Below are 18,540 nucleotides of genomic sequence, written 5' to 3' on the forward strand. Positions count from 1 at the left end.
GAAGGGGGAAACAACGTGGAACTTGAAGAAATTGAACTGCTATTCAAAGTGAACACTGAACAAATGGAACAACAATTTGCCAAGGTTCAACCGATGATTGATAAATTGATGGGGAAGACCGCTGATAGTGCGAGGTCCGGTATGGACAAGACCGAGCAGTCGATGGATGTTTCTAAAGGTGTTCAAAAGTTGCAAGACCAGTTGTCCGGTTTGAACGAGACTATCAAAACTGCATTCGAACGAATGAGTAGCTCGACATCTACCGGGGCTAGCAAGGTCAACCAGAATGCTGGCAAGATGTTTACCGGTAGCCGGGTTAAGGTAAAACAGGACTTACAGGCCATGCTGAGTGATATCAATGCAAAGATGGATCAGGCCCGAGCTGCTCAAGCCAAGATGCGTGACTTAATGAATCAAAAAACGTCCTTGAATACCGCTCAACAGAATGGGACGCAAGGAATTAAAATTGATAATCAGGTTGCGTCCGCTCAAGCTCAGATGACGCGTTATCAAAACCAAGCTAAAGCTCTAGCCCAATCAATGCGACAAGAATTTAAAGCGGTGCCGGACTCACTGCGGCAGATTTCTAAAGCTATGGATCAAAACGAAGTTAAAATTGAAACCTATCGGCGTCAGTTGAAGGCGTTGCAGGGCTCCTATCGTGATGTTCAGGATTCTATGAAGACGATGGGTGCCAGCGACCGGCTGACCAAGCAAAGCACGGCACTTGAAAAGAGCATCATGAGCACACGCGATAAGATGAACAAGCTCATTAATTCCAATGATAGTCTGAACAAGAGCTATGCTTATGTTTCTGATCGTGGTGACGAACTTAAATCTGTAATTGGTAAGCTCAATACTGAGATGGGTGAATCCGGGACGGCTGCTACACGAGCGGCAGGTTCGTATAATCGTTTCGGCAGTGCGGCAAGTAGCGCAATGAATAAAGGATCAGGTTCCGGTAAGGGGCCTTCTAATTGGTTCAGTCGCATTAGCAACGGTATTCAAAGTGCAACAAGTCGGATACGCAATTTTGGAAATAGTAGTAGTTCTTCAATGAACAAAGCCTCTTCTAGTGCTAGACGGACCAGTGGGGCCCTGGGCGGCATTGCCCAGCAGTTGAAGTACCTCCCATCACAATTAATCGTATTTGGGTTGCTGTACCAAGGCTTGACGCAACTTGCTACTGGGATGATGACAGCATTTAAGACGAACGCGCAGTTTGCAAGTAGTCTGAATCAAATCAAGGTCAATTTACTGACAGCATTCTATCCGATTTATAACTTTGTTCTTCCGGCCGTGAATGCGTTAATGTCATCATTATCTAAAGCCACATCATGGTTGGCACAGTTCACGTCAGCACTAACGGGTATGAGTTACTCCAAAGCTCGACAAGGTGCGCAGGGCCTTTATGAGCAGTCTAAGGCACTGAATGACACGGCCTCAGCTTCTAGTAAAGCTTCTGCTTCTGTTAAGAAGGCTAACGAAGAGATTCGAAAACAAAACGCTGCCCAGGCAAAGTCGGTTCGTGAGGCTAATGCACAAATACGCGCTCAAAATCAAGCTCAAGCAGCCTCAGTTCGTGAAGCAAATCGACAAATTGCGGAGTCTAATAAGCAAGGTGCAGCCAAAGTTCGTGCTGCTAATGCAGCAATTGAGGCTGCAAATAAACGGTCCCAGGCCTCAATGGAAGCAACCAAGAAAAAGAATAAAGAGCTCATGCAATCTTTGATGGGCTTTGATGAACTGAATGTTCTTGATAAGAGCAATGATGATGAAGACTACTCTTATGATAAAAAGCCAAAGGAGACTTTTACTCCGCAGGAAACACAAACGGCACCAGATTCAACGCCAACACAAAACGCACCGGAAAGTACGCCACTGCAATCGACGGATGGTACTGATGCTGGAGCTGGTGATGATGGTGTCAATTTCGGCGTACCATTAGGTCAGCCATTCAACAGCGCAACTGATGCAGCTAAAAAACTGCAAAAAATTTTAGGTGAGCTGTTCGACCCAATGAAGGCAGCTTGGGACGCCAAGGGTAACTCAGTAGTGGATGCTGCTAAGTATGCTTGGAAAGAGGTTGAACGAGCGCTCAGCGATGTTGGACGATCGTTTATGCATGTATGGGACAACGGTACTGGTCAGAAGACAGTAGAAGCTATCTTACAGCTGTTAGCAGACATGCTTAACATTATTGGTGATATTGCCAAAGCGTTCTCACAAGCATGGGAAGGTGGCGGCGGTCGTGGTACTAAGCTAGTCCAAACTATTTTCAATTCGCTGAATAATGTATTGAAACTGATCCACGATATTGCCACTTCATTCCGTAGTGCATGGAATGGCGGCAATCTGGGCGAACGGATTTTTGCCAATCTCATTACGTTGGTGACAAATTTAGTCGGGCTGATTGGTGATATCGCTAAGGCGTTTGATAATGCATGGAATCATGGCAACACTGGTACCAAGCTTATTCAATTAATTTTAAATGCATTGAACGCTGTAGTAAAAGTGCTTAATAATATTGCAGTAGCATTTCGTAATGCTTGGAATAGTGGTGCGGGTGAGAAAATTGCATCAAATCTCTACAAGATATTCACAAACATCTTTAATACTGTTAGTGCACTTGGCGGCCAATTTGACAAGGCTTGGCAACATGGCGGCGTTGGTACATCTATTTTTAAAACGCTGCTCGGTATGGTTAATGACATTTTGGGTGCGTTAAACGACATGACAGGAGCAACCGTTAAGTGGGCTTCTAAGCTTAATTTCACACCCTTACTACAATCGATTGATGGATTGCTAAAAGCGATTAGACCAGTAGTCAAAGATGTATGGGACGGCCTGGATTGGGGATATCAAAATATCCTGTTACCATTGGCCAAATACACGATTACTAATTTAATCCCAACTTTCTTCGATGCATTAGCTGCGGCGCTTAAGTTGCTTCACCGCATTATTCAAGCTTCACAGCCAGCCTTTAAATGGATATGGGATTCGTTCCTTGAGCCATTAGCAAAGTGGACTGGTGGAGTTATCGTTGGCATGCTTAAGAAGTTAGCAGATGCATTAGGTGGGATTTCCAGTTGGGTAGATAAACACCATACGGCCGTTGAAGCAATGGCGAAAGTCTTAGTAACTATGTTTGCATTTAAAGTAACAATGACGGGGCTAAGTAATGGAATAGGACTACTTGGAAAATTAGCTGACAAAGCGGCTACTATTGGTGGTAAAGGGCATGTTCTCAGAGACTTTTTTAAAGGGATTACTGGAATTGATAAGCTAGAAGAAGCTGTTGGCAACGTGAAGACATTATGGTCGCTTGCAAAAATGAAGTGGTCAGATTATGCTACTGCATTAGCAGATGGTTGGAAGGCGCTCAAGAGTTGGTCTGTGTGGTCTAAACTGGCTGCTGTTGGTCAAGCTGCATTGAATGTAGTTATGGACGCGAATCCAGTAGCATTAGTGGTATTGGCTATCGCTGCATTAGTTGCTGGATTCGTCGCGCTATACAAACATAATAAGAAATTTAGAGATTTTTGTAATTCTGTTTGGAAGAATATAACCAAATGGTTTGGTGATTCAATCGATTGGATTTCTAAAAATTGGACTAAAATAATTGGTTTTATTATTAATCCGGTTGGCACGATTGCTTCCTGGTTCCTTAAAGATACAAAAACAGGTAAGAATATTCTTAAATGGGCATCGAAATTACCGGGTAAAGCCTCCGATTGGGCTAAGAGTGTTGGTAAAAAAGTTGGAACTCATATAACAAATGCCAAGAAGGATTTTCAACAAGCAGGAAAGAACATTGGTAATTGGACTACTGGCTTTGTTGGCGGCGCTAAAAGAACCGTTAATACTTGGGCGTCGAATATTGGCAGCGGTGTTCATAAGAAAGTTTCTGATGGTAAAAAGGCCGCTCAAGAAGCGGGTAAAAAGATTGGTAACTGGACGTCTGAGTTTACGAGCAAATCTAAAGGTGCAATCGTCGGTATTCGAAAATGGGCATCAAATATCGGTAGTAATGTTAATACTAAAGTCGAAGATGGCAAACGATTAGCCAAGAATGCGGGTAGTAAGTTAGGTTCATGGGTTAATAACTTTAGAACTGGCGCAAGTAAGACTGTCTCTAGTTGGGCTGGAAGTTTAGGCTCGAAGACTAGTTCTGGAATGGGGAGTTCTAGGACGGCTGCGTTAAGAGCCGGTACTCAGTTAGGTAATTGGGTTGCCTCGTTTAGAACTGGCACGGGTAAAACAATTGCAAAATGGGCCGGTGGTTTAGGCGGTAAAATTGGTGGCGGTCTTTCATCTGGTTGGAAGTCTGTAAAAAAGGGTTCTGCGGATGTTGCTAATGCAATTATTGGTACGATTGGAAAAGCCGTTAATGGCGTTATCGATGGCATTAAATGGATTCTCAATCACGTAGGTGCCTCCAGCAAAGCAAAGTCATTGAGCCACTGGAGTGTTCCGTCATTTGCAACTGGTGGTCGCCATAAAGGTGGTCCAGCAATCGTTAATGATCAGGTTGGTGATAAGTATCGCGAAGCATACAAGTTACCAAATGGACGAACAGGTCTTTTCCCAGCAGTTCGCAATATGATGGTCAATCTTCCGAGAGGTACTCAAATTCTCAATGCGGCTCAAACGGCTCGTAAAGCAACAGCAATGGTGCCACACTATGCTGGTGGTATTGGAGACTTTGATTTTGACTTTTCAAGTATTGGTAACTTCAATTTGCCAAGTTTCAACTTTAGCATGCCGAATTTTGGTGATTTGTTCAGTGGTATAGGGGACAGTGTAGGCAGTTTTGCCAATGGTGTGAAAGATACGGCAAGTGATATCTGGGACGATGTCACGCACCCTGAAAAAGTATTGAAAGCTGCTATGAACAAGTTTGTTAAATTTACCGGCTTAGGCGGCTATCCGCTAGATGTTGCTAAAAGTATGGTGGATTTTAGTGTTGATAGTGCTAAAAGTTGGGTCGGTAAGATTCTCAAAGAATACGGCGAGAGCGAAGGACCAAATGGTGGTGCAATCACTCATTCAATGATTAGTCGCGCACTCGAGATGACTAAAGTTCCTAAATCGCGGTGGTCAAAGATGCAACACGATATCATTGAAGTGGCTAAGTCAGAGACCGGGAATCGAAATATTACGCAGACAATTACTGATGTGAACTCGCTAGCTGGTAATCCTGCAGGTGGACCACTACAGTATGTCAAGTCAACATTTGATGCATTTGCTTTTCCTGGACATCATAACTTCAGATCATCATTTGACCAAGTATTGGCTTATCTGAATAACTCAGACTATTACAATGCTGCTGGTCATACAGTCATTTGGGGCACGCCTAAATTTGATTGGTTGCACAGTGGACCGATTGGGCACCGCCGTTTTGCTAATGGTGGTCTTGTTGATGCTCATCAAATGATCGAAGTGGCTGAACAGAATAAGCCGGAAATGGTTTTACCTTTAACTAACATTCCACGGTCAATGCAATTGATTAAGCAGGCACTAAGCTTCATGGGACAAACGTTCAGTGATGGCCTACAAATGCCCACAGCTTTAACTCAGTCGATGGATATGAGCAACCTGGCTAGTCAGCCAAGTAGTACAAGTACACAGAGCGTGAATAGTGGCGGCATTAACGAGCTCGGAACAAGCATCGTTAATGCGCTTGTACAGGGCTTACAAATGACAAATGTTGGCGGCAGCATGAACAATCAACCAATCAATGTGAACTTGACGTTGCAAGTTGGCGATGAGAAGTTCGGTAATGCTGCTATTAAAGGCATTAACGCGGTAAATCAGAAGAATGGTAAAAACATGTTGAGACTATAGGAGATGATTACGATTGACATATTCACTGAAGATTGGTGGGACAGTGGTTAAAGCACCACAGTCCCTAGAAGTTGCAATTCAAGATATCGATGCAAGAGCATCGCGTGACGCGAATGGACTTTTGCATCGAGACCGTGTCGCAATCAAACGCAAGTTAACAGTAAAATGGGGGCCGCTAACACTGGCCGAGAATAGCACAATACTAAAAGCTGTCTCTGGACAGTTTTTTTCTTGCAGTTATTTAGACCCACAAGAAGGTGCAGTAGTGACCAAAACATTTTATGTTGGTGATCGGACTGCGCCGGTTTATACACTTAATCCAGTAACATCAGATTATATTTGGCAGAATGTTTCAATGGACTTCATTGAACAGTAGGAGGGTGAAAATTAATGATTAAGCAATCTGATTTAGCCCTCGCTGCATGGAAGGCAACTGAACGGACGTTGGATTCAGTTGTCACAATTAACAAGATTGACTATAAAACGACAGATATTGCATCCATTTCATATGACGCAGGTGGCTATACTGGAGATACGTTTGGTATTGGCTCGAATTATGAAAACAGCGTGACAATTAAGTTTTCACACTTAATTGAAGGACTTAAACCTGGCATGACGGTATTGCCTAAGATTGGTATAAAAACATCTAATGGCTATGAGTATAGCTCGCTTGGCCTTTTTATCGTATCAGATGACATTCAAATGGACCGAAACAACGATGAGACAACAATTAAGGCATATGACCAGATGTGTCTATTGGAGGGTACCTACACTTCTAAGTTAACTTACCCTGCGAAAATGACCAGTGTGATTGCAGAAATTGCAAATTTGGCTGGCGTGTTACTTAATACAACTGACATTAGTCATTTGCCTGTACAAGTTAACTTACCCAGTGCTATTACCGGTCAAACGTATCGAAATGCAATTGGTATGATTGCTCAATTTTATGCTGGATTTGCAACGTTTGATAGGGACGGCAAATTAACAATTCGCACGATTGCAGAGTCAGATTATACATTAGATCCGAGCCAATACGAACAAGGTGGCTTAACAAAAAATGAAGCACCATACAAAATTGGCGGTATTCAGTGTGAGGTCACAACGACTACTACGGATTCAACAGGTCAGAGTACCGAAACTACAAACACGCTTCAAGTAGGGGCAACGTCAGGATCACAGATTAAACTCACCAACAATTTGATGACAATGGATCGTTTAGCATCAATATGGCAACAGTTACAAAGCTTGACCTTCTACCCTTTCAGTTTGAATTGGTTTGGCAATCCTGCAATAGAAGCTGGCGATTGGCTAACACTACAGGATACTAAAGGCAACAAGTTCAACGTGCCTAATAATGGTTATACTATGACGTTTGATGGCAGTTTGTCTGCTGTTTCTAAAGCAGATCAGACCTCAACCTCTAGTAGCAGCTATGCTTGGCGAGGTGAGCTATCACAATATGTTGCTGACTTAGGTGGACGACAAGGTGCTTCGGGTAACTATATCTATGGTACAGATACAACTGAACCGCCATACGGAGCTAAATTTAACGATATCTGGTACAAGCAGAACGGTAATAAAGTTGAATTGTGGACTTACGAGCGTCAGACAGATGGAACTGGTAAATGGGTACTTACTGTGTCGGACACTACTGGGGAAGAAGTGAAAGCGAAAGTTGACCAAGTGGAACTGGAAGCTAAGGCTGGTATAGATACAGCTAAAGCGGCCATTGATAAAGCTGCCCAGCTTGCGGCTAAGTACGATGATACAAATGCATTAGCTAATCAAGCTATGGATAAAGCAGTAGGTGCACAAAGCGACGCTAGTTCCGCAGCTGCTAAAGCAAACTCTACAGCCTCGGAATTCGGAAAAGTTGACCAAAAGGCAGAGAGTGCCTTAGCTAGTGCACTTGGCGCTCAAAGTGATGCTAGTGTTGCCGTTAAACAGGCCTCTTCTGCTGCAGCTGATTCTAAAGATGCCAAGCAAATAGCCGGAGCGGTCAGCCAGAGTTACAAGACTCTAACTGATGGTTCAACTATGACCATTGCAGAGTTAGAGAATGGTCTAGCTACAAAACTGACTAAGACTGATTTGGATGGTTACGCTACTGAGACTTGGACGCAAAACCAGATTAAAGTTACTGCTGATGGAATAAATGCGACCCTGTCCAGTGTCAAAACGACTGTTGACGGTCAGACTATCAGTATTAATGACCTCAAGGCTGACTCAAGTTCTTTTAAGAGCCAGTTTACGACTGTCAATAATACTCTCGGTAAGCACACTACTGATATTAGTTCCTTGCAAGCTACATCCAAAGAATTGACCAGTGGGTTCAATACACTTACTACTGATAATGCGACTAATAAGAATGATATTAGCCAGCTTCGTCAAACGGCCACAGAACTTAATAGCACGATGATGACTGTCAAGACACAAGTCCAAGACAGTGCTGTTGGAACTAACCTGTTACTGAACACCGGTGACGATAATGATGCAAGTCATCCTGTTAAAATGAGTATCGGTGACATGTCTGTATCTGGGTTCTTATCTAGAACTGAAGACTACAGCCAAGTAACTGCTCCGCCGTCCACTTCTCCTGAAATGTATTACCGTTTCGGTGGACCAATAACAAATGAAATGCACGGTTTGGAACGAGGTCAAACATACACCATTCAGGGAGATGTGTCAGTCTCCAAAGGTGCTGTCAGGTTTAGATCGCAACGTATGACCACTGGAGGATGGGCAAACTATGACACCGGAATATCCGAAATCTTAGTTTCCGATAGTGACGATTTTGTTCATGTCAGCCATACTTTCACTGTCCCTGATAACGCTTCAGCTATTTACACTAGTTGGCAGGTTGATGGATATGACTCGACTACGATTTTGAGATTCCGGAGGATGAAACTTGAAAAGGGGTCAGTGGCGACTGATTTCTCAGTAAATCCAGAAGACACAGCAACCGTGAGTGCTTTCTCCAAGCTTTCGCAAACTGTGGACGGTATGCAACTCGATATTTCTAAGAAAATTGAGCAAAAAGATCTTGACGGATACGCCACCCAGACATGGACACAGAATCAGATTAAGCTAACTTCAGATAGTCTTAGTGTAACTTTGTCAAGTGTTAAAACTACGGTTGATGGACAGACGACAAGTCTTAATGATTTGAAAGCTGATTCCAGTGGGCTTAAAGCTCAATTTGTTACCGTCAATGATACTTTGAGTAAGCAAACTAAGGACATTGGAACCCTGCAGGCAACGAACAAGTCTTTAGTTGCTAGCTTTGATTCTTTAAATGCTTCCAATGCTGTTAATGAACATAATATTAGTCAGTTGCAGGCAAGTGCTACGGAATTTAATAGCACTTTAATGACAGTTCAGCAACAGGTGACGGATAGTGCTGTGGGAACTAATTTACTTGCCAATACTGCAGACAATGGTGTTGGACCTGTATCAGTCCAAGGTGATACTTCCAGCCCTGTGTACAATGCTTCTATGACAAGAAATGACAGCTACATTGAAATGACAAAACCTACGGGCTCCGAAATGTACTACCGTTTCTGTGCAATTGACGCTAGTATGCATAATCTTAAGCCTGGACAAACTTATACCATTCAGGGTGAAGTATATGTAAGCAAAGGCTCCGTTCATTTTAGATCACAATATCAATCAAATGGTGGTTGGGCGAATTACTCCGGTAACGAGTCTGGGGGCCTAGCTACTAATACCTCTGGGTTTGTAAAAGTTAAGTACACATTCACAATACCTGCGAATGCAACCGCATTTTACCTGAGCTGGCAAGTATTCAACTTCGATTCAACGACTGTATTCCGATTCCGGAGAATGAAACTTGAAGTTGGAGTTAATGCGACTGACTATTCCACTAGTCCGTTGGACAATGCGACAATCACAGCACTTTCAAGCATCTCTCAAACAGTCGATGCAATTCAAACAACAGTGCGTGGAAAGGTTGATAATGACATTTACCAGTCTAAAGTAACTCAATTGAATAATCAGATAACCTCTGTGGTAGGACAAGTCAATACTTTTGGCAAGCGGAATATGGTCACTAATGCACAGTTCCAGTACGACTATATGGATGGAACCTCTTGGACCGGCGGGACAACTACTATGTGGTATAAGTCAGATTATGCTTGGGCATGGGTTAACGGTTATCAAGGAATCTGTATTAATCAGCCAGTAACAACGGACAACAGTAGTTGGTATAATTTGTTCTCAAGAAAAATTGTTATTGGACAAGATATCTCAACTCCATGGTCTGCTAGTGCTTATGTGAATGTTGATACCGTTGGAATTGCTGCGATGATCATTGTGGAATTTTACGACACTAAAGGTGCTCGTATTGGGTATAAGGAAACGCATAAAAGCAGCGGTGGACTAGAATTAATTAAAGTTGAAAACGCTGTTCCTCCGGCTGGAACTGAAACAGTTTGTCTTTCATTTCGAGTCCATGGTGGTGGGCATATTGCTATGATATGTCCAATGCTTAATCAAGGAGATAAAGCTGCTTCCTTTGTTCCTGATATTTCAACTAATGCTGAACTTGAGAAGGCATATTCTTATATCAATCAAACTAATGACCGGATCAATCTTCGTGTCGAAAAGGCTGGGGTTATTAATGCAATTAATATCTCTCCTGAAGGAATTCAGATATACGGTAGCAAATTGCATATCACAGCTGATACCTATATTGATAAGGCGGTCATTAAGGACGCCATGATTGAGAACCTAAGTGCCAATAAACTTACTGCAGGTACTATCAACGCTGCGAATATAAATGTAATCAATTTGAATGCGAACAATATAACCACTGGTACAATTAAAGGTAGTAACTTATCAATTAATCTGAATAGTGGTAATGTTGAATTCCAGGCGGGCCGTATCCACTCATCTGATAATGGAATTGATATTAATATTAATAACAAGTACATTTCAGTTGCGAATAAGGATAATCGTGTATTTATATCTGGTGGGGAAATTCAAATGATCCAACCAACATTATTCTCAAGTCAAGCTACACCATATGTTCGTATCAGTAACGCTCAGGCGGGGGCGTCTTGGGGTGGTGCAACTTTCTGGGGGCGTGACTATTTTGTGGTTACTAACCGAGCTAATGACGGCAACATATTTACTTCACCAATGGGGGAAGAAAAGTTTGCAGGTATTTCTGGAGGCCATGCAACCAGCGGATGGCAAGCAACCAAGATTGGTGGAGCAGAGCGAGGCGTTCTTATATCTGGCGGCAAAGAGTTCACCGATGGTATAGGCATATCGCCGTATATAAAAGTCGGTGATACTGGTCATGCAGGTACGGGCATGAATGGTTCTAACATCAGTATGCAGGCCAACTACATTTATCTAAAGTCCCCTCATACGTCATCTCATGCTGCAAATGCATACTTGGCAGGTGATGGTGCATTAGTTATGTCAACTTCCGCCGCTAAGTATAAGACTGAGATTGTTCGAACATTTGAAACCGAGATGGGGGATAAACTCCTAGAAGTTCCAGTTGCACATTGGAAAGACAAAGAAGAAGTATTAGCAAAGACTCGCAATCCTGATGCTAAAGACCCGGAAACTTATTTCGGAATGATTGCTGATGATCTGGATGATGCTGGTCTGAACGAACTTGTTGAGTACAATGATAAAGGGGAGGTCAATGGTATTCAGTATGACCGGGTAGCATTGGCTCTTATTCCATTAATTCGTAACTATCGAGATCGCATAACTGTATTGGAAAACAAAATCAAACAAACGAAAGAGGTATAGTCAATTATGACAGCAAGAAAAGAAGTATTAACATTCAAAAATGGGCAACTAGTATCAATTGGAAACACTATGGCAGAGTTTAAGCTTAAAGGTCGAGCTTCTCTCGGGCGGACATGGTTAATTAATCGACTTGAGGACCTGAACAAGCAGTTTAATGCTGACCAATTAGCAACGCAAAAGAACTTTTTTAAAACCGATGAAGATGGGGAATTTGTCTATAAGGAAGACAAAAAGACGCTTATTCTTAAAGATGGATATACTATGGAAGAAGCTCAAAAAGAGTTTGACCAATTAGTAGAAGAACCAGTAAGTATTGAAATTAGCTCATATTCTGCACGAATGAAAGCTTTATTTAATGCACTTGAGGATTACCCGTATGAGCTGGAAGGGCAAACAGCTTTAGTATACGCATTAGTATTTGAACAGTTTGATAAAGCATATGGAAAAGGGGAATAAAAATGGAACTATTAAACACTAGCATCTCTTATAATATCGATGGAACTGGAAATACGAGTTCTGTAATTGCAGGTCTTCGTGGCGAAGTAGAAGGTCGAGTAACTATTACGGCAAATGTCACTATTTATCCGACAGACTTAGCTAAAGATGAAACTTTCGATGATCTAACAAAAAAAGAATTATCCAAACGTGCGATGAATAAGATTCCATCAATAATTGACTCTCTAATTGCAGTTAATGGTGGGTGGAGTTTTACTGCTGGCAGGATTTCATCTGTATCCACTCAATTTAATCAGTCTGAAACTGGCACATATGTGAATGCGAATGTTACTGCCACTGAATCAGATTTTTCAGATAAGAAGTTAGACGATGTTACAATGTCGGAGGCGCAGAGCGTGCTGCAATCCATTCTTAAGAATGAATTGCCAACATCATAAATATTAAGTGAAAGATGAACTTTGAAGAGATGGTGAATTGAAAATTAATAAGTTAAAACGACTAGGCCAGTGTATTTTAGGATGCTTTTGACCGTTCAATCAGGAATGACAAATAGGAGGTAGACAATTGAATAAACGTAAATTAAAGGCACTCATCTTAATGATGGGCGCCATTTTTATGGCCTTTTTAATGATCAACGTTACCAGTCAGGCTGCTCGTATGGATATGGTCGATGTGTCTAATAACAACGGCTACATGTCAACGACAGAGTATGTTTCGATGCGTAATGAATTTGGTGTTAAGGCCCTTACCGTAAAGATTAGTGAAGGTACAACCTTCAAAGATGGCTATGCTGCTAGCAATATCGCTAATGGTCAAGCAGCTGGCTTATACGTCAACGGCTATCACTTTGCCCATTATAAAACTAAGGCTCAAGCAATTGCCGAAGCTGACTTTGCTGGTCAGGCAGCCAAAGCGGCCAGACTACCAGTGGGCGCAGTATTGGCAACGGACGTAGAATCGGCTGAGGAACAAGGAATCTTGTCACAAGCGGCCAACGACCGCAACAATGCTGCCTTCATGAAAGAGATTCAGAAGTTTGGTTATCGGGCCGACATTTATACGTCTGGATCATGGGCTAACAACAAGATGACCATCAAGGGCAAAACAGGTTGGGTTGCTGGTTACCCCTATGTCATGTCTGGTCAGAAGTGGTATACGAATAACAATGCCTGGCAATGGTCCGGGGCAGCTCGTTTCCGGATTAGCTACGGTGGCTTTGACGTCAGTCAACTTTATACTGATTACTACACAGCTGGTCAGAAATCAACGGTCAAGCCAACCGATCCAGATGCCGTTAATGATAACAACCAGGAGGCCAACAAAAACACTTCCAAGCCATCTAATTCGGTCAAGTGGGTCAAGGAGTCAAAAAACTATACGCTCAAGACGGCGGTTAAGCTGCGCACTGGCACGTCAACGGCATCAAGTGTGATTGCTATCTTGCCAGCTGGGACTACGGTCAAAACTGACCAAGCTATCATTCAGAATGGTTATCGCTGGGTACGTCAGCCACGATTTAATGGTTATGGTTATCTAGCAACCGGCCCGGCAAGCAATACGCTGGAATACGTAAAGAGTGGTGCAACTCATACGTATTACACAGTCAAGTCTGGCGACAGCTGGTGGTCAATCGCTCAGCGCAACGGCCTAAGTATAACTACATTAGCTAGTCAGAACGGCAAAACGATTTACACCACTATCTATCCTGGTCAGCGATTGGTGGTGCGGTAATTGCATACACTATTAGGATTAGGTTGGGATGAATGGGGATCCATTGTTGCCATTGTCACTAGTATTTGTGTATTGGCTAATTGGATTTTAAATAAAACGGTTCGTATTCCGCTTAACGATTTAGGCAAGCGGCTGAGCCATTTTACCGATGAAAGTTTAAAAGTGAGGCAGCAAAATGCTGAAGCAATGAATGCGATTGAAAATCGGGTCATTAAGGTAGAAGGCCGGCTAGATGGTCATGACATTGAATTTAAACATCTATATGAAAAGGAAGCCAAAGGAAATGAAAAAAATTAGTTTTAAGAATGCCGACGGAAGTTTAAATGGTAAGTTGATTGCTGGGATTATTTCGTTACTGATCGTTTTGATTCAACAAATCTTTGCCATGTTTGGCATTAAGTTTACTGGTGACTGGTCAGCCATTGTCGCCGTTATTAATACTGTATTAACGATCCTCGGGATGCTGGGTGTTATTACTGACGTTCAAACGGTGGCAGCGCCAACAGTTGATAGTAATGAGAAAATCCAAGTCGAAGCAACGACTAATAAGGTTGCTGATGAAGTGCAAGGGCCAGCGTCCACAGCTGCTGTAGCGGATAGTTCTGCATCATCTGACGCTGAAAAGTCGTCAGAATCCGCCTCACAAGCAGGTAAATAGTAGTATAATTAAATATTGAATTTGCTAATCCCCTGCGTTTCGGCGTGGGGGATTTTTTGTTAACAAAATATATAAAAAAGAGCCAGTCAAGACTGGCCCAATGTTTAAATAAATAAAATGGGTGTTCTGTTTCTCCTAAGATAATAAAGAACACAGTTATTATACATTAAACCTGATTAATATAACAAGGACTTATTAATATTTTTCTATAGATTACTTTCGGTATTGTGATATAAACCGACAAGTGTTATTATGTCCCTTGTCCTGCTATTAGTATCACAGCTTTCAAATCCCCCCAAGATTGTCGGTTAGTGGTGCCGGAAGTGATGAGGATAATCTTCTGCTTGATGGGTGGAAGATTTTTTTGTGTTGCTTGCCTGTATATTTTGTTAGTGAGAGTTTAGATTTAGCATTATTAGCTGTCAATATAGCTAATTAGATAACTACAAGACTTTACAGAATAGCAAGTAATAAGTATAATATTAATTGTCTCTAGTGTAGTTTCTAGATGATAGTTATAACTTGATTAATTCCCCTGCGCTTCGGCGTGGGGAATTTTTTTATGTATTACCCGCCTAGGAATTTTGGTGCACATTTGGTGCACGTCGTGAAACAAAACGTTGCTATGTTGGTGTCTAACCACCGTATACTACTCCGGGTGGGGTCAGTTGAATATTAGAAAGCACCGTTTCAGGGCAGCGTTTTAGTGACGTTACCTTGGAACGGTGCTTTGGGTTTAAGTAGCCACAAATGATATGAAATCGAAATGAATACTGTATTAGTCTAAACGCCCGCTACCAGTCCAAATGACTAGTAGCGGGCGTTGCGATTAACGAATGACGATGACGTTGCAAGGGGCGTGATCCACGACGTAGCTGGTCGTTGAACCAACGGCTACGCGATGGGGCGAGTTGGTACCAGTGGCGCCGAGCACGATCAAGTCAATTTCGGGATGTTGCTTGGCATAGTCCTCAATGGTGTGTTTTGGAATCCCGTAGCTGATTTCAGTTTTTAAATTCGGTGCGGACGTGGTGGCGACGAATTGTTGTCGCTGCCGCATGGCATCTTTTGCGTGAGCGGCTTCCGCGTCTAGTAATTCAGATAGAACCGGGTCGAGTGCGGGGGTGTGGTAGGCGCTGTCATCCACCACGTAGAGCGCAGTCAGGTTTGCTTGGTGCCGCTGGGCAATGTTGACCGCTTCGGTAAAAGCGGCTTGTGCAGCATCGGAACTGTCAACGGGTACTAAAATATTTGTGTAACGGCTTGGCATTATAACCACCTCCAGTTATCTTTACGATAATTATAATGGATTAGTGTCGGGCAATAAAATTAAACGCACCTAGTGGGCAAGGCCGATAAACTAGCGTATATTATAGACAGTAAATTTCTTTTGGGGGTTAGGTATGTTAAAGCATGTACAGAACAGCCTATTGACCTTTGAACGGGTCGTTGAGCGGCAACGTTATTGGCGCGCCTTACGTGATACGTTGACGCTGCTTTTTCCATTCGCATTAGTTGGGGCGTACGTTAGTTTTATGAACCAGGCAATCTTTCAGCGCAATGGTTTTTTGAATCATATTTATTATCTCAGTCACTGGCTGCCGGGGTTTAAACATTTGGCAACTTACACGACGATGCTTAATCTGAGTATCAACGGCATCCTTGCCGTGATTGCGGCTTTTTCAGCCGCTAATTTTGTCGCGCGGAGTGCCCAGCGTGATAATCTGTTAGCGGGATTGACGGCGGCAATTAGTTTTATCATGCTTAATATCAATTATAATTTTTTTAGTACCCAGGGTCAGCCTGCTGGCAGTCGGTTTTTAGAAGATAATTTGGGAACTCAGGGCATCTTCCTCGCACTATTGGTGGGCCTGTTGACTGGTTGGTTGTTCAGTCATTTGACACGGTATCCACACATCCACCAGGAGATCGAGACCCAGACCCACTTGCTAGCGCGGGCACACGCGAACTGGTTACCGATAGTCGCTGCTTTGCTGGTGTTCAGTGCCATCGGGTATGGTATTAGTTTTGTCAGTAAAGGGGGATTAAACGGCCTGTTTTACGCGGTCTTCACCTTACCATTCAGTAATCCGGGGGCGTCGCTACTAGCGATAATTGGCGTGGCATCGCTCAGCAATTTATACTGGTTAATCGGGATTATCGGTCCGGTTGACTTTAGTGGTAACAGTACTACAAGTACGGTTCAAAATTTGGAATATGCGTTGCAACACGGTTCGGCGTGGGGCGCGCCAAATCCAGTAACGCTCCATACGTTATTTGATGCGTTTGCGAACGTAGGTGGTCCCGGAATGACGTTAGCGTTATTGATTGCAATTTTGTGGCGTTCACGTAACCGTAATTATCGAACGGTGGCCAAGACCAGTGCCTTGCCAGTACTGTTTAATATCAACCAACCGTTGCTCGTCGGCTTACCGATTGCTTATAGTCCGATTTTAGCGATTCCGTTTCTATTAGCGCCACTGGCTAGCATGGTCATCACGTGGTGCGCGTTGAAGCTTCAATGGATGCCGCCGGTCGTTTATCCGGTTGGTAGAACGATGCCGGGCTTCTTGACCGGTTGGCTGGGAACTGGTGGCGACTGGCGGGCCTTCATCGTTAGTCTGATCAATATAGCGGTAGCCACAGCAGTCTACTTGCCATTTGTCCTATTGGCAAACCAGGTTGAGGAGGAGGCGCAGGCGGATGCTTAAACGATATTGGTGGCGGTGGCTTCTTGGAATCGGTTTGTTAGTCGGGATCTGTTGGCCGGCCTACACGTGGAGTCAAGCGAATATCAAGACGCTGAAAAACACTGGTCGGACGCGGATGGCACCAGTTATTATGGTCCCCGGATCGAGTGCGTCACAGAACCGGTTTGATAGTTTGATTACCGAGTTGGGGAAGGAAACGCCGAAAAAACACAGTGTATTGAAGCTGACAGTTCAGACGGATGGGACAATTAAGTATAGTGGTTCGATTGCTGCTAATGATAATGAGCCGTTCATCGTGATTGGCTTCGCGAATAATCGTGATGGTAAAGCTAATATTGATAAGCAAGCTGTCTGGTTGAATACGGCATTTAAGGCGTTGGTCAAAACGTATCACTTTAATCACTTTTATGCGCTAGGTCATTCCAATGGTGGCCTCATTTGGACCCTCTTTTTAGAGCGCTATCTAAAGGAAAGTCCGAAGGTTCATATTGACCGGTTAATGACGATTGCCTCGCCGTACAATATGGAATCGACAAGTACGACCGCCAAGACGAGCATGTTCAAGGAACTTTACCGTTATCGGACTGGTTTGCCGGAATCGTTAACCGTTTACTCGATTGCGGGGACGGAAAACTATACCAGTGATGGGACGGTGCCGTATAACAGCGTTAACTACGGTAAGTACATCTTTCAAGATCAGGTCAAGCATTTTACGGAGATTACTGTAACGGGGGCGAATACGGCGCACTCCGATCTACCACAGAATAAGCAAATCGTCAGCCTGATTCGACAGTACTTACTGGCTGAAACGATGCCTGACAAGGTTCGTCAAAAAAACGCACAACGGGTACAAAATTAGTTACGTTGTGTGGCAGTGATACTGCTGTTAAGACAACACTGGTGAGCGATCTGGTTAAGAAAGTTATACATGCAGTGAATAGAACGACAAAAACGATTAGCGTCTCGTAACCGGGACGCTAATCGTTTTTTAGTTAGATTTGCAATAAATTAATGATGATGCCTGGCGTTGTGTGAGCGGGCTGACCGTTTCGAGTAGTGGTGCTTCGACGGCTTCGCCCGGTGCTTGACTCGCATTGTGACACGGGTTCCCCGAACTCGCAAGGCTTGTGCATTGGTTGCCGGCAGGGTCAGTAAACCGCCACAGACGGCCAGGATGACGAGCACTGGTAATCCTCGGTGGATCGACATGATAGAACGCCCCCCCTTAACTAAAATCCTTATTTAGTGTATAAGTAATTCGAGTCAGCGTCAACCTAAGGTCCGTTACTGACTTTACAAAACGTTAACGGCATATTAACGGATTATTCACAAAAAGCCGGCAAATTT

At 43.3% G+C, this 18,540-nt stretch carries 12 protein-coding genes; 10 read left to right on the plus strand and 2 right to left on the minus strand.

Annotated elements, in window-relative coordinates; all coding sequences use genetic code 11:
- The first annotated feature begins 15 nt into the window (after window positions 1–15).
- From E5260_RS05030 to E5260_RS05065, 8 genes are all read left to right on the plus strand, one after another.
- The gene (locus E5260_RS05030) at window positions 16–5,847 is read left to right on the plus strand and encodes a hypothetical protein (protein ID WP_003642828.1); all 5,832 of its coding nucleotides are present in this window, start codon (window positions 16–18) and stop codon (window positions 5,845–5,847) included.
- A gap of 13 nt (window positions 5,848–5,860) precedes the next feature.
- Window positions 5,861–6,223, plus strand: a complete 363-nt coding sequence (locus tag E5260_RS05035; RefSeq protein ID WP_025015695.1) for a DUF6711 family protein — start codon at window positions 5,861–5,863, stop codon at window positions 6,221–6,223.
- A 14-nt stretch (window positions 6,224–6,237) separates the two neighbouring features.
- Window positions 6,238–11,637, plus strand: a complete 5,400-nt coding sequence (locus E5260_RS05040) for a hypothetical protein (protein WP_003642830.1) — start codon at window positions 6,238–6,240, stop codon at window positions 11,635–11,637.
- 6 nt (window positions 11,638–11,643) lie between these two features.
- Entirely contained in the window at window positions 11,644–12,093 is a 450-nt protein-coding gene (locus tag E5260_RS05045; protein WP_003642831.1) for a DUF1617 family protein, read from the plus strand.
- A 2-nt stretch (window positions 12,094–12,095) separates the two neighbouring features.
- Complete coding sequence (locus E5260_RS05050; RefSeq protein ID WP_003642832.1) at window positions 12,096–12,530, plus strand: hypothetical protein; 435 nt, start codon at window positions 12,096–12,098, stop codon at window positions 12,528–12,530.
- 127 nt (window positions 12,531–12,657) lie between these two features.
- Window positions 12,658–13,824: a LysM peptidoglycan-binding domain-containing protein gene (locus tag E5260_RS05055; protein WP_021356215.1), complete on the plus strand. Its 1,167-nt coding sequence runs from the start codon at window positions 12,658–12,660 to the stop codon at window positions 13,822–13,824.
- Window positions 13,825–14,121 carry a hypothetical protein gene (locus tag E5260_RS05060; protein ID WP_025015694.1) on the plus strand — a complete coding sequence of 99 codons (297 nt, stop codon included), beginning with the start codon at window positions 13,825–13,827 and terminating at the stop codon, window positions 14,119–14,121. It abuts the gene before it with no gap.
- Window positions 14,108–14,482 carry a phage holin gene (locus E5260_RS05065; protein WP_025015693.1) on the plus strand — a complete coding sequence of 125 codons (375 nt, stop codon included), beginning with the start codon at window positions 14,108–14,110 and terminating at the stop codon, window positions 14,480–14,482. Before E5260_RS05060 ends, E5260_RS05065 begins: the two co-directional genes overlap by 14 nt.
- Window positions 14,483–15,311: 829 nt before the next feature.
- Here E5260_RS05065 and E5260_RS05070 read toward each other — a convergent pair.
- Window positions 15,312–15,752, minus strand: coding sequence for a universal stress protein (locus E5260_RS05070; RefSeq protein ID WP_003643301.1), 441 nt, complete (start codon window positions 15,750–15,752; stop codon window positions 15,312–15,314).
- Between the two features lie 133 nt (window positions 15,753–15,885).
- On the opposite strand from E5260_RS05070, the gene E5260_RS05075 reads away from it, so the two are divergent.
- Together E5260_RS05075 and E5260_RS05080 are read left to right on the plus strand one after the other, a co-directional pair.
- Complete coding sequence (locus E5260_RS05075; RefSeq protein ID WP_003643302.1) at window positions 15,886–17,193, plus strand: PTS sugar transporter subunit IIC; 1,308 nt, start codon at window positions 15,886–15,888, stop codon at window positions 17,191–17,193.
- Entirely contained in the window at window positions 17,186–18,052 is an 867-nt protein-coding gene (locus E5260_RS05080) for an alpha/beta hydrolase (RefSeq protein ID WP_003643303.1), read from the plus strand. Before E5260_RS05075 ends, E5260_RS05080 begins: the two co-directional genes overlap by 8 nt.
- A 149-nt stretch (window positions 18,053–18,201) precedes the next feature.
- On the opposite strand, the gene E5260_RS05085 is transcribed toward E5260_RS05080, so the two are convergent.
- Complete coding sequence (locus E5260_RS05085) at window positions 18,202–18,402, minus strand: hypothetical protein (RefSeq protein ID WP_003643304.1); 201 nt, start codon at window positions 18,400–18,402, stop codon at window positions 18,202–18,204.
- Between the last annotated feature and the right edge of the window lie 138 nt (window positions 18,403–18,540).

This window comes from Lactiplantibacillus plantarum, assembly GCF_014131735.1.
Lineage (GTDB): Bacteria > Bacillota > Bacilli > Lactobacillales > Lactobacillaceae > Lactiplantibacillus > Lactiplantibacillus plantarum.

What these genes read in the sequence shown, in the direction of transcription:
- E5260_RS05065 (WP_025015693.1), top strand. Translation starts at nt 14,108, where the DNA reads ATGAAAAAAATTAGTTTTAAGAATGCCGACGGAAGTTTAAATGGTAAG.
- E5260_RS05085 (WP_003643304.1), bottom strand. Translation starts at nt 18,402, where the DNA reads ATGTCGATCCACCGAGGATTACCAGTGCTCGTCATCCTGGCCGTCTGT.
- E5260_RS05040 (WP_003642830.1), top strand. Translation starts at nt 6,238, where the DNA reads ATGATTAAGCAATCTGATTTAGCCCTCGCTGCATGGAAGGCAACTGAA.
- E5260_RS05070 (WP_003643301.1), bottom strand. Translation starts at nt 15,752, where the DNA reads ATGCCAAGCCGTTACACAAATATTTTAGTACCCGTTGACAGTTCCGAT.
- E5260_RS05050 (WP_003642832.1), top strand. Translation starts at nt 12,096, where the DNA reads ATGGAACTATTAAACACTAGCATCTCTTATAATATCGATGGAACTGGA.
- E5260_RS05080 (WP_003643303.1), top strand. Translation starts at nt 17,186, where the DNA reads ATGCTTAAACGATATTGGTGGCGGTGGCTTCTTGGAATCGGTTTGTTA.
- E5260_RS05045 (WP_003642831.1), top strand. Translation starts at nt 11,644, where the DNA reads ATGACAGCAAGAAAAGAAGTATTAACATTCAAAAATGGGCAACTAGTA.
- E5260_RS05075 (WP_003643302.1), top strand. Translation starts at nt 15,886, where the DNA reads ATGTTAAAGCATGTACAGAACAGCCTATTGACCTTTGAACGGGTCGTT.